General features: G+C 45.9%; 11 protein-coding genes. All 11 read right to left on the bottom strand.

From position 1 onward, the window contains the following. Window positions 1–30 precede the first annotated feature (30 nt). A complete protein-coding gene (locus ACSQ8P_RS02560) occupies window positions 31–1,593 on the bottom strand; it encodes a response regulator (protein ID WP_436233766.1) in 1,563 nt (520 codons plus the stop codon). Next, on the bottom strand, window positions 1,571–3,484 hold the full coding sequence (locus ACSQ8P_RS02555) for a sensor histidine kinase (RefSeq protein WP_436233765.1): 1,914 nt from the start codon (window positions 3,482–3,484) through the stop codon (window positions 1,571–1,573). The genes ACSQ8P_RS02560 and ACSQ8P_RS02555 overlap by 23 nt, the downstream gene beginning before the upstream one ends. Before the next feature lie 128 nt (window positions 3,485–3,612). Beyond that, a complete protein-coding gene (locus ACSQ8P_RS02550; RefSeq protein ID WP_436233764.1) occupies window positions 3,613–5,316 on the bottom strand; it encodes an extracellular solute-binding protein in 1,704 nt (567 codons plus the stop codon). 89 nt (window positions 5,317–5,405) lie between these two features. Continuing rightward, a complete protein-coding gene (locus ACSQ8P_RS02545) occupies window positions 5,406–6,293 on the bottom strand; it encodes a carbohydrate ABC transporter permease (protein WP_173118172.1) in 888 nt (295 codons plus the stop codon). 36 nt (window positions 6,294–6,329) lie between these two features. Then, on the bottom strand, window positions 6,330–7,298 hold the full coding sequence (locus ACSQ8P_RS02540) for an ABC transporter permease (RefSeq protein WP_436239437.1): 969 nt from the start codon (window positions 7,296–7,298) through the stop codon (window positions 6,330–6,332). 434 nt (window positions 7,299–7,732) lie between these two features. Continuing rightward, entirely contained in the window at window positions 7,733–9,073 is a 1,341-nt protein-coding gene (locus tag ACSQ8P_RS02535; RefSeq protein ID WP_436239436.1) for a M56 family metallopeptidase, read from the bottom strand. A 76-nt stretch (window positions 9,074–9,149) separates the two neighbouring features. Next, on the bottom strand, window positions 9,150–9,482 hold the full coding sequence (locus tag ACSQ8P_RS02530) for a BlaI/MecI/CopY family transcriptional regulator (protein ID WP_436239435.1): 333 nt from the start codon (window positions 9,480–9,482) through the stop codon (window positions 9,150–9,152). Between the two features lie 184 nt (window positions 9,483–9,666). Beyond that, window positions 9,667–10,476, bottom strand: a complete 810-nt coding sequence (gene nadE, locus ACSQ8P_RS02525) for an ammonia-dependent NAD(+) synthetase (RefSeq protein WP_436233763.1) — start codon at window positions 10,474–10,476, stop codon at window positions 9,667–9,669. Between the two features lie 617 nt (window positions 10,477–11,093). After that, window positions 11,094–11,531, bottom strand: a complete 438-nt coding sequence (locus ACSQ8P_RS02520) for a BrxA/BrxB family bacilliredoxin (RefSeq protein WP_068665909.1) — start codon at window positions 11,529–11,531, stop codon at window positions 11,094–11,096. Window positions 11,532–11,661: 130 nt separating this feature from the next. Then, window positions 11,662–12,054 carry a DUF3905 domain-containing protein gene (locus ACSQ8P_RS02515; RefSeq protein WP_436233762.1) on the bottom strand — a complete coding sequence of 131 codons (393 nt, stop codon included), beginning with the start codon at window positions 12,052–12,054 and terminating at the stop codon, window positions 11,662–11,664. Further along, window positions 12,051–12,971 (bottom strand): hypothetical protein, encoded by a 921-nt coding sequence (locus tag ACSQ8P_RS02510; protein ID WP_436233761.1) that lies wholly within the window; start codon window positions 12,969–12,971, stop codon window positions 12,051–12,053. The genes ACSQ8P_RS02515 and ACSQ8P_RS02510 overlap by 4 nt, the downstream gene beginning before the upstream one ends. Window positions 12,972–13,004: the final 33 nt, after the last annotated feature.

Here is a 13,004-nt window from a genome sequence, read left to right as displayed (position 1 = left end):
GAAGAACCTACTAGGAGACGGCCTTTTTTCTCAGCTTATCACTTCACGCAAATCCCGATACTCCTGGGGGCTAACACCCTCCATCTCCTTGAACACACGGCTAAAATGTTTCACATTCTCGAAGCCAGCTCGCTCGCTGATTTCATAAACCTTGAAGTCCGTCGTGGCGAGCAACTCACGTGCCCGTACAATGCGCAGCCTTTTCAAATAGTGAACGAAGCTTTCGCCAGTGTATTCCTTGAATGCCTGACTGAAATAGGAGTAATTGAAGGAAACATGATTCGAAACCATGGCCATATTCAAATCTTTATCAAAGTTCTCCTGTATGTATTGTGTGGCTTTCTTCATTTCTCTGTGATCAATATGGAACGTCTTCATCGTGCGCACATACTCATTGAGTCGATCCAACAGACCCTCGACACTATGAAAGTAATCGGAGAAATAATAAAAATTCGAGATATCCCCGACCTTTTTGAACAGCCGCAGGATCTCTACAGACTCTCCCCCATACACATGAAATACTTTATCAAACACAAGCTCATTCAAGGCTTTGCTCACAGCCTCCACATAGGCGATATCGAGCCGAGCTACAGTTTTCATGTCCAGTATTTCCAATAGCAGAGCGGACATTTCCTTATTGCGATCCGTTCCCAACATATTGGCGATTCTCTGGATGAGTGGAATAGGGACAGTGAAATCCTTATTTTTATGACAAATACTTTCATAACTAACACTGCCTGGCCCCGACTGTAAAAACGTATACTTCAGCGCCTCTAGAGCTTCCATATACGCAGGCTGCAACCGCTCCGCTCCACGCGTGTAGTCGCTTGCCCCCATGCTGTACATGAAATAACCCGCCCCAGCGATCCGCTCCGTTAAATACGGAAACAAATCACCCTGCTCGGCAATGAACACTAGCTGGTTTTCTTTATCCAGCACGATCGCATGCCGATCACGGCAGTGGTCTGGCACTTGGGCAAGCTCATCTTGGATACGAGCTAGAAATTCGGAATGCTTCATCCCCGGTATCGTTCCCCGATAGTGAAGCACCCCAACTTGAAACCCTGCCTCCACCCATGCCATGTCAATCTGCCCCAGCTTGCTCCGCATGGTTTCACCGTCCATATGAGAATGCCTGAGCAGATAACTCAACTGGCTCTCCTTGAAAGCTTCCCGCTGCTGGAAGGAGCTGCTCAGTTGCTCGGATATTTGCTCCTTCAGCTTCAGGTCATTCTCCAAACGAACTAGCGTGCTGGACAGCTCATCCCGAATAATAGGCTTCAAGAGATATTCCTTCACCTCACAACGGATCGCTTCCTTTGCATAGGGGAAGTCATCGTGTCCGCTTAGAATGATAACCGCAGGTTTCTGAGCCATCTCTTGAATACGATTTATCAGCGTAATTCCATCCATCACAGGCATACGAATATCCGTAATGACAATATCTATAGTGACACTCTGCAACAGTTGCAGCGCTTCTTCGCCGTCCTCAGCAAACTCGAACGTATAAGCTTCCGGAAATTCGCGGGCAATCATGGCTTTCAAGCCGAGTCGGATATTTTTCTCATCGTCAACGATAAGTATGTTTCTCATCCGTAGACATTCCTCCAGATAATATCAAATAAGGCAGCTTCATGAATACTTTGGTATACGTCCCCTCCGCACTCTCTACCCAAATCCCATACTCATTCCCATAGTACATTTTGATACGCTGCGTCACATTTCGCATCCCAATGCCGTTGCCTTCCTGCTCACGCTCAGACCTATTCCCATATTTGTTATGAAAATAAGCATCCTCCATATGCATCTTTTCGTGAAGCTCCTCCAGCTGACGCGCTGACATGCCTGCACCGTTATCCCCCACCTCGATGAGCATGCCATCCGCACTCTGGCTCGCACGAATCCAGATCGTGACACCCGCTCGTCTGGCACGCTCGATATTCATGCCGTGCTTCACCGCGTTCTCTACAAGGGGCTGAAGCGACATTTTCAACACTTCTTGCTCTAAATAACTGCTCGGGATATCCAGTTTCAGCTCTAATTTATCATCATATCGAATGTTCATGATCGCGATGTAATTCTGAATATGCTGAATTTCATTCCGCAGCTGAACCTGATCGCTGGACCACTTCAGACTGTAGCGCATCATCGCGCCAAGTGAAGTTAACGCATTGGAAATCGTATACTGCGCTTCGACTTCAGCCATCATTTTCAAATTTTCCAACGTGTTGTATAAGAAATGCGCATCGATCTGATTTTTCAATGAACTCAGCTCCGCCTCTTTGGTCGCCGCTTGTTTGTTCACAGCCTCCACAATGAGCTCATTCATCTTCTTCATCATTTGCCGGAAATGGTGGGCAAGCTCGCCAACTTCTCCGCCAGCATCCATATCAATCTGGACATTGAGATCGCCTCTGCGAACCTTTTTCATCGAATCTCGCAAGATATGCAATTTTTTCAAAATTAATCCTTGTAGGAAATACGTAATCGCTGACAAAAGCGCAATTAACACAACAGCAGCCGCGATAAATAGATTGCGGGTATGGCGAATTTGGGTTACGGGTTCTTTTAAAGACACCACATTCAGCAAGTGAGCATCCAAATTATCGATGACTGTCGCTAAGATCAGGTACGGCGTATCCCCGATGGTTACTGTAAAATTAGACCCTTCTGGATGCGGGTTGGCACTCCACGCTTGGCGCAGCTGCTCCATGTTCATGCCTTTGAAAAACGCATCACCATTCCCAGTGAACATCCCACCATGTCGATCGACGACGAGCATATGCGACTGACCATCCTGAATGGGACTGAACAGCTTCTGAAAAAACTTCTCCATCAGCATATCAACCTCAAGAATCGCGACACGCGTGTCCTTGGGATAATAGATTTCTTTCAACAAGGATACATACGTCCAGCTAGCTTCATTATCCGTGTTGTACCGATTCATAATATCTTTCTCATTCTGTAAAATTTCCCACTGAGCCTCGCCCTTACGCGCAAGCACATCCTTGTACCAAGGACGATCGGCAATTCGGTTCTCTTTTAGAAAAATGGGCCAAATCTCTTCCGTATTCGGATTATCTGTAAACAAGCGCACATTGGCGATATTCGGGTTGTTAAACAGGAGGCGCTGCAAATTTGAAAACGTATTCATATTAAAATCAACAAGTTCGGACACTTCAAGCTCATGAGCGCTATGCAGATATTGAATAACCTCTCTGTCCGTTATGGAAAACTGAGCGGCACGCCCCATCGCTTCAATATTGTTAAGAATACTCGCCTTCTCGCTCTCTAACGCATATTGATTATTGTTTACGGTGTCTTGGATCGTATTTTGGTAAAATTCATTAAATAAATACCAAGAAATCAATATAATGGGAATCAAAATGATGATGATATAGGCACCGATTAGTTTCGTTTGAATCGAAATACGGTTCGTTATCTGCGTAACCCGCATTCTCCCTTTGCCCAGCATGAATCCCATGGCCTCATATCCCGTCTTTCTTTCGGTAATTCTCTTATTTTAAACTAAAATACAGCGCATGCGGGAACTATTTGCAGCGAAAAACCCGAAAACCCGATAAATTCGGGCTCTCAGGTCATCTTATCGATTTACTTTGAGGATTGGGCAATTTTCTTCACGTTGGATTCAAATTCTTTCTGTTGATAGGCCTGCACCTTATCCAATCCAGCTGCTTTGCGATCCTTTTGGTACTTATCGAAAAGCTGATCGAATTCGGCATCTGTCTTGGCTAATAGCAGCTTCGGAAGCGTTTTGCCCCACGCCTGGGCGATTTTCGTATTGGCAATCCCCTCTTCCGATGTCCCTGTTGGCACAATGTTATCGTACTGCGAGAAGCTCTTCGACTTGCCTTTCGTCCACTCTTCAGGTTGTTTGATTGGTTCTACGCTAGGCGGAGCCCATTGCAGATTCATGTTCGTATCCATGAGCATCCAAAAGGTGTAGGACGAGCCGTATTTCTTATCAAAAGCAGCCCGGTCTTTATTCATCAGATCCAGCACTTCGGGTTTAAATTGATCCTTGCCATTGATGGTGTCATAGCTTACGCCTTTCTCACCTAGGTACAGATCCTTGTTGCCTTCCTCGCTAATGAGGTAGCTCAGGAATTTAATCGCTCTTGCTTTGTCCTTCACGTCTTTGGAAATCAAGGTCACTGTCCAACCGGAGATCCCAGGACCTGCTAGGGTTGGTGGGCTTTTCGCAGCATTCGCTGGACCGTCTACGGCGATGTAGACTTTGTTCGGATCTTTTTGGTACAGGGAAATATTTTGATTCGCTAAATCAGAACGTTGATACAACATGGAAAAATAACGGCCTTGCGCAATCTTTTCTTCCATTTGAGGGCGCTTATCGATAAAAATATCTTTGGCCAGCAAGCCCATTTCATTGGCTTTACGGAACGTTTTGAGCCAGCTCACGAACTCTGGATCCGTGGAACGATCGTAGAGCTTGTTATCTTTTTCATAAGGAATCGCTAAGAAATTCTGCAGCATGGAACCATTTTGACCAGCATCAAGCAGTGAACTATTCCCTAAGTCTCCGAACTCATGCAAACCTAGCGGAATCAGCGGCTGACCGTTCACATCAGGGAACTTCTCTTTCGCAGCCTTGAGCGCGTTCAGGAACCCTTCTTGTGTTCTCATATCCGGTTTACCGATCGCCTCATACATATCTTTGCGCACAAGGAACGTTTGGTTGGATACGAAGTTTTGCCCGTATTTCTTATAGTCCTCTGAGGAGGAGGAAGCGTTTGGATAGCCGTAGAAATTGCCATCTTTCTGTGTGTACCACGAGGTCTTAGCCGGGTCAGCGACCTTAATGAAATAAGGATCATACTGTTTGGCAAGCTCATTCAGCGGAAGCACCATATTGCCTTCGATCATTTTCTTCACAGCATCTTCGTACCAGCCCAGTGTGATAAAGTCAGGCAGCTTCCCGGAAGCAATCATCGTATTCAGCTTCTCGTTCTCATTGCCAGCAGGCACGATAAAGTTGATATTTACACCGGTTTTCTTGGTTATGTATTGCGAAGTAGCATCAACGCCCCATTTATTAGGAAACCATGAAAAGTTGAGGTACCAATCGAAAGTAATCGGCTTTGTATCGGATTTCCAACCGGGATCATTCGCATTCGCCACAGGTGCAGCCGATTGTGCTGCAGCCGTTTCAGCTGGCTTGGTCGCCTCAGGACTTGCAGTACTGGTGTTGGTCTCTTTATCCGTCGTACAGGCGGTTATTGAAAAAGCTGTAAATAAAGCAAGCAAGGTCGTTAGCGTTTTGCGTGGTTTTCTCATCGGCGTTTCCCCTTTTCTGATTCATTGTCATATGTGTAATCTCTGTTTACGAACAGAGCTGGCCACCAGTATCATTCAGCTCCAAGCGACTAACCTTTAATAGAGCCAATCATAAAACCTTTTACAAAATACTTCTGTAAGAACGGATATACCAACACAATGGGTAAAGTGGTCACAACCATCGTTGCGAGCTTAATCGACTGAGACGATACCGTCTTCGCCACACTTCCCGTCGTTGCGGCCATCATTTGATTGGAGCTGGACTGCGCAACAACCCGATAGAGATACGTCTGAATCGGTTGAAGCTCGCTTTTGTTAATATAAATCATCCCTGTAAAGTAATCATTCCACTGGTAGACGCCATGAAAGAGGGCAATCGTCGCCACGACGGGCATGGAAACTGGCAGGATAATTTGATAAAAGATTTTGAAATCATTCGCGCCATCAATCTTCGCCGCTTCCTCCAACGCATCCGGGATCTCTCGGAAGAAGGATAAGAAAATAATGAGATCAAAAAAGCTGAACATCGCAGGAATGATATACACAAGGAAGCTGTCGAGCATCCCTAAATCACGAATTAACAAGTAATACGGAATTAAGCCTCCGCTGAAAAATAAGGTTACCGTACCGATCAGCATGTAGACGTTGCGGCCGATTAACTCCTTGCGGGAAAATGCGTAGGCAACCATCGCTGTAAAAAGCACGTGAACCACGGTACCTATCAGTGTTTTCGCTACCGTTACTCCCATTGCAAGCATAATGCCATTATTCGCAAAAACAGCCCTATAGCTGTCGATACTGAACACCCGTGGCCACCAGTAAATTCCCCCTCGCATGGCGTCATTCCCTTCATTGAAGGAATTGACCAGCACATACCAGATCGGATAGATGGTTACGAAGCAGATAACTAGCATGAAAATAAAATTGAAATGATCGAATGCAGCCTCTTTGTAGGTTCTGCGATTCAGGGAAAGCATCGTTGGCTCACCTCCTAGCATTGAAGCATGATGATTTTAAAATAACGATGTGTTATTAAGACGCTTGGTGATGAAGTTCGCCGAAAGCAGCAGGATGAGTGAAATGAGAGACTTAATTAAGCCCACCGCCGTTGCATAGGAAAAGCGGCTCTGACGAAGACCTACTTCATACACATACACATCGATCACGTTGCTGGCGCTGGCGTTTAGTTGGTTTTTGAGTACGAGAATTTGGTCAAAGTTGGAGTTCAGAATACCGCTCACAGAAAGAATGAAGAGGATCGTGATCGTTCCTTTAATGGATGGAAGGGTCACATAGAACATTTTCTGAAAGCGTCCTGCCCCATCAATCGTAGCCGCCTCATACATATCCGGGGATACGCCGGACATCGCAGCTAAATAGATAATTGCCGACCAGCCAAGCTCTTTCCAGATATCGGAGGTGATGATAATACTCCAGAAATACGAAGGCTCTGCGAGATAACTGATAGGCTCTTGGATGATATTGAGCGCTAGGAGAACTTTATTGACTAAGCCCACGTCAGCTAACCATGTGGCAAGTATGCCACCGAGAATAACCCAAGATAAGAAGTGGGGTAAATAGGAAATGGTTTGAACCAGCTTCTTAAAACGGATAGAACGGAGTTCATTCAGAAATAACGCGAACACAATGGGAAGCGGAAAGCCAATAATGAGTTTGAGCACACTCATCCCGACGGTATTTTTAATGACGCTTGCCAAATTGTCATCTTCCAGAAAAGCCTTAAAGTGCTCAAGCCCCGCCCAGGGTGCTGCCGATATTGGTTTAACAATATTGAAATCCTTAAAGGCGATGATGATCCCGTACATGGGGACATAGTGAAAAATGATCATCCACACGACGCCCAGCAACGCCATGACCTGCAAATATCGCTGTGCATATACGATGCGGAGCAGCCTTGACGCTGATTTGCGGAAGGGGACTGACTTGTGATTCGGAGTGGCGATTTCCGTCTCCGTCTTCATTTCTGGCTGCACCTCCTGTGTCTTCTTCCTTGTAAGCACTTTCACTTCACTCATTATAGGTCTTCTATTCGGACGATGTAAGGCTTCAAAGTTCAGCTATGGTTACTATTTTTTGGGTGACCTCTACTCCTAATCCTCCTTCTACTCCTAAACCGCTTAACCATCCAGCCTATTCTACGCGCACTAAACAAATTAATGGATTTTATGTAGCTAATTTTGCTACTTCTCCCCATTTGGGAGCACTAGATGGATTTCCTACAGTTAATTTCCACCAAAGTCCACCAAACGGCCAATCTCGCTGATATTAGCTGTATTTTTTCCATCTATTCGCTAAATCTTAGATAATACGACAATTTTAGCTATATATTTTACAGTTATTTGATTATAAAAAAAGACCCAAGGCATACTTTGCCTCGGGTCTTCTTCGATTAGGTTTACTTACTTGCTGGCACGGCTGTCGGTGCTGACGTTAACTCCCTCACCGCTGGGGCTGCTGCAGGCGCTGATCTTGGACCCTCCACAACTTGAGCTGGAGCTGAACTTGGCTTCCTCACTTCTTGGGCTGCTGCAGGTGCTGATCCCTCTGTTGCTTGAGCTGGCGCAGGTGTTAGTGTTGGTGTTGGACTTGACTCCACCGTTGGAGTGGTTGGTGTCACTACGTCGGCCGCCTTGGTTTCACCTACGGTTTCTATGGAGGTATTCTTATCCGTTCCCGTTGTTAGTGAGCTTGTATCTGTTGTCTTTTGATCAACAATCGTAGAATTCGATTCCGTTGCTGACTTCTTATCTACACTAGCATTCGTCAATGAACAACCACTAATGATGAGAATGGCGGCCAAACCTAGGAACGACCAACGATACGAATTAAATTGAAACTGTTTAATCATCATAATTCTCCTCTTTAACTGTGACTTGTTTCCGGATAAATGAACATTGCCTGGCACACTTACGGGACGTACATAGCTTTCTAATAATTGAATGAGTGTATATCCGTACTCTTCTCTTTTGGCTGGCTCTATATAAGAAAGGGCTAAGGCATCGCTTGCAATCTCCTGGTCTTCACGCATACGTTGATATGCGTACCAAAGTACAGGGTTGAACCAATGAATAATCAACAGAAATTGCATTAGCCAATTGACGCCAATATCATTTCGTTTACAATGTGCCAGTTCATGTAGAAAAACATGCCGTAATTGTTCATGGTTCAAACTGTTAATTACCGTCTGCGATATAACTAAACAGGGATTCCTGAATCCAAATAGCGTCGGCATTGACAATTTGTCTGATACCACTAATGTGACCGGTTTATGTATCGACATTTGCTGTTGACACTGAGCGAACAACTGCATGATGCCGATGTCCGATATCGGTCTCGTTTCTTTCGTTATTTTCAGCACAAATTTACGGTTGATCACAAACGTATATATCGCAAATAGGACAATCCCCAGCAACCATACATACATGGCATACTTATAAAAAATATTCGCCATTGAGTCACCAACTGCCAACTCCTCATGCGTTCCTATCTCCACTGCTTGATCGAGTTCGTGAATCGTATCAGGGTAAGATAACCAATTATAAATGCTTAAATTGCTCTCCAAGTGCCAAGGTAGGAGCAGTCTTACGAGCACCAACAGCCACATGAGATAGTGCCATCTAGGTTTTATCCGTTTATGCAGAATGCGCTTAATCAGCATGATGAACACAACTGTAATGGTTGCCATGATCGATACCGATATGATCCAATCAAAAAAACCAGTAAGAAGTTCACTCATTTGGTTCACGTTCACCCCTCCCTTCACTCCTAGAAGTGGAACCTTGCTGAAGCGATGCCCAATCTCGGGTTCCTTGTCATTTGCTTTTACCGTCTAGCATATCTCTTAACTCTTTGATGTCTTCCTCTGACAACTGTTCCTCTTTCAAAAAATTAACGAGCATCGGCTTAAAGGCCCCGCCATAAATTCTTTTCAAAAAAGATTGCGTCTCCGACTTCACACACTCACCCTCAGAGACCAAAGGGAAGTAAGCATACACTCTGTTCTCTTGCGTAAATGATATCGCCTGCTTCTGCGCTAACCTGTTCAACAAGGTTCGAATTGTTTTGGGCTTCCACTCTGTCCTCTCCTGCATGGCATCAATAACTTCATTAGCCGTGCGTGGTGATTCGTTCCAGAGTACCTTCATAACTTCCCATTCGGCATCCGTAATATGAGGGACCGTCTTCACATCGTTTCCTCCTTTCGGTTGGATTACAACTGTAATACAAATTGAATATTACAGTTGTAATCCAAACTTGTCAAGCTGAGTCGTTCGAGAAATAAAAAAAGACTATCCATGTTTAACATGGATAGTCTCTATACTTTAACGCCTAAACCCCTGGAATCGGGATCCGTTTATGCTCCGTTTTCAAATACTGCTTCTCCAGCTTCTCTTGCACAGCTGGATCAATTTGCTTGCCTTCGAGGTAGTCGCTGTTATCACCATAGGTGATGCCGAGCTCATCCTCGTCGGTTTGACCGTCCCAAAGCCCGGCTGTCGGGGCTTTGTCCAGCACGCTTTGCGGAACGCCGATCTTCGCAGCGAGCGAGCGCACTTGGCGCTTGTTCAGCGTGCTCAGCGGCGTAATGTCAACCGCACCGTCGCCGTACTTCGTGAAGAAGCCGGTGATTGCTTCAGAAGCATGATCCGTACCTACGACGATCAAGCCCAGTTCAAAAGCCAAGGCATACTGCATGACCATGCGCGTACGTGCCTTGATGTTGCCTTTGCCGCCGCGGCTCACATGCTGGTGAACGCCGATATGCTTGAGGCCGTATTCGACTTCGATGGCAATCTCATCGACGGATTCTTCGATGTTGTTCTCGATTTGATACTTCAAATCGAAGGCTTTGGCTACAGCATAGCTATCCTCAATGTCGACTTGCTGGCCATAAGGCTGGAACACGCCGACGGTTTTGTATTCTTTGCCTTTTTCCGCTGTCAGTTCGTCCGTAGCTTGCTTACATAGTCCTGCCGCTACCGCGCTGTCGATACCGCCGCTGATCGCGATCAGCAGGCCGTTCGCGTGTGCGCCAAGCACGTAATTTTTCAGGAAATCTACGCGTTTACGGATCTCTTCATCAATATCAATTTCCGGTTTAACGCCGAGCTTAGCGATAATTTCTGCTTGCAAACTCATGCAACTCTCCACCTTTTATCTAAATTTTGGAATGATGCCTTCTTTAAGCATTAGTATAGACTTTCAGCCTTCAAATTTCAAAGTGTAATGGAAAAAACAGCCTCGCGAAAGACGAGTAAGTCGATTTTTCCGTCTAGGAGTGGAATCCTCCTACTTGATGGCAGCTCTTTTTGCTTTTTCCCACTTTCGTTCAAACACAACTTACTCCAGTATCTCACAAACCAAACCTTCCCCCGCAAACACCTTCACTCCAAGCCCCACTAACGATTAACTGGATTTCCTACATCTAATTTCACACCAATCGAGCATTAGCAGCGGTATGAAAACGCTAAAATTAGCTGTACTTTTTCCAGCTATTCGTTCCGGAAGTGGTAAGCCACAGCTTGATAATGACGCAGGTGCTGTTTAGGTTGGAAGAGATAGCTAGTTTGAAAGCCGATGTGCAGAAGGAGACGGATTGAAGTAGATGTGCAGAAATAGCTAAGGGAAGTGCCAGTAAGTCGATTTTTCGACTTACTGCTCCTGCAGGTCCTCAAGGATTGCTTTTCCACGCCCCAAAAATAAAAAAAGCCCACCTGCTCATTGGCAGGTAGGGCCCTTATGGTTCCTTGCTTGTATTATTTGCAATATTGTTCAAAAGCACCAATCAAATCGCCAGCGATCATGTCTGCGGAACGATCTTCGATTTGGTGACGTTGAATGAAGTGAGCTAGCTCACCGTTCTTGAACAACGCGATGGATGGGGATGATGGCGGGTATGGCGCCAAGAATTCACGCGCTTTTGCCGTAGCATCCTTCTCTTGACCAGCGAACACCGTGTACGTGTAAGTTGGTACGGTTTCGTTCTGAAGGGCTTTCGCAACACCTGGACGACATTGACCAGCTGCACAGCCACAAACGGAGTTCACGACAAGCAGCATCGTGCCATCCTTGGATTTCTCAATTGCTTCCTCTACTTGCTCAGGAGTCAGAAGCTCCGTAATACCCAGACGAGTCAAATCTTCTCTCATCGGTTTAACCATATCTTTCATGTAGGAATCAAAAGACATTGCCATATGTGCCACCCCTTAGGATTTGATAGTTACTCTTAAAACGTAATGACTATAACTTATATTATACATCCGTTAGCGATGAAAGCAAAGTCCAATGTCCCAGCTCCATAACATAGAAATAAAGCGAAAGCTGTTAGGCTTCCGCTTCATCATTTTTTTTGCTGGTCGTAGCTTCGGCCGTCACAGAGGCCACATTCTTATCCGCATGGGTAAATATCCCGCTCTGCGGCTTGATGCCCTCTTCAAATAGCTCTCGATTCTCGGCACTTTGGAAGCCGACATCCTTAAAGGGATGAACCCATTGATCTCCCGCCATGACCTCAGGGTTCGTGTCCGATGTCCACTGCTCCAATGGAGAGTTGTCGGATTCATAATCATGATCACCGATGGTGACACCATACTCATTCACAAATGGAAGCCGCGGGCCTCGCCCCTGTTCAAACTGTGGTAGAAATTCAATCTCATAGGGATCGAGATCACTCTGCTCCTTGGCTGACTTGGTCGACTTCGTATGATCCTGACTCATGTGGATGGGCGGTTGGGACCGTCCAGTTTTTTATCGACATAACCCTCTTTACTGGCAGGTGATTTAGCGCGTTCTTGGTTTTGCTGTTCTTGCTGGATTTGCGTTTTAGAATCATTCTGACTCATATCTATCAGCTCCCTTCTGCCCGTAGTATGTGACAAAATAGGGAGGTTCATTCCAATAATCAGCATGAGTAGGTTCATCAACTGCTCAAGGGTGAGATACACCGCGGTCGGCTCCGATAAAGCAAAATAGCTCGCAACCATCCCCGCTGCACCGCCATAGAACAAGGTGTCTTTCAGCAGCTTGCCTGATCCCAGAACCGTCGTCGAACGAGCAGTCCACAGCTGCTGCCACACCAGTAACGGCAGCAATAAGATCGCCAGGTACGCGTGATGGGGATGAAACCTCGACACGGTACCTTCCACCCCAATCCCCCAGGGCAAAAGGGTTGGCAGTCCGAATACAGGCGTCAACGCCGCATAAAGAAATACCGCTGACGCAGCACCGATAGCCAACATATCCAGCAAAACTCGCCAAGCAATACCATGCTTACGTACTTGATACGATAGATAGATATACGCTAACACGATGCCTACTACGATCTCCATCTTAGAGCCTGCTGTCAGAAGCAGCTTCATCGGACTTTCCCATAGCAGGGATGGCTGCGTCAGCAGGCCGCCTAATCGCCATGTAAAGAACACGATCAAGACCCCATTTAAGATCAAATCATCCAAACCTTTTACAGCTACCCGAGCATCATTTGGCACTTCAGCCCCTTCTGGCACTTCCAGCTCTGCCTGATTCCATTGCCGCAATACACGCCGCATCAACCAAAACCCGAACACACACGCCAACAACAATGCGATTAATTGCCCCTGCAATTGCAGCGGTCCGATGGATACCACTTCAGGCATAGGTGACCTCCGTTTTTCCATTACATGTATCAT

This window comes from Paenibacillus sp. LjRoot153, from assembly GCF_964253085.1.
In the GTDB taxonomy this organism is placed as follows: Bacteria; Bacillota; Bacilli; order Paenibacillales; family NBRC-103111; genus Paenibacillus_E.
This window is presented reverse-complemented; position numbering and strand designations above follow the sequence as displayed.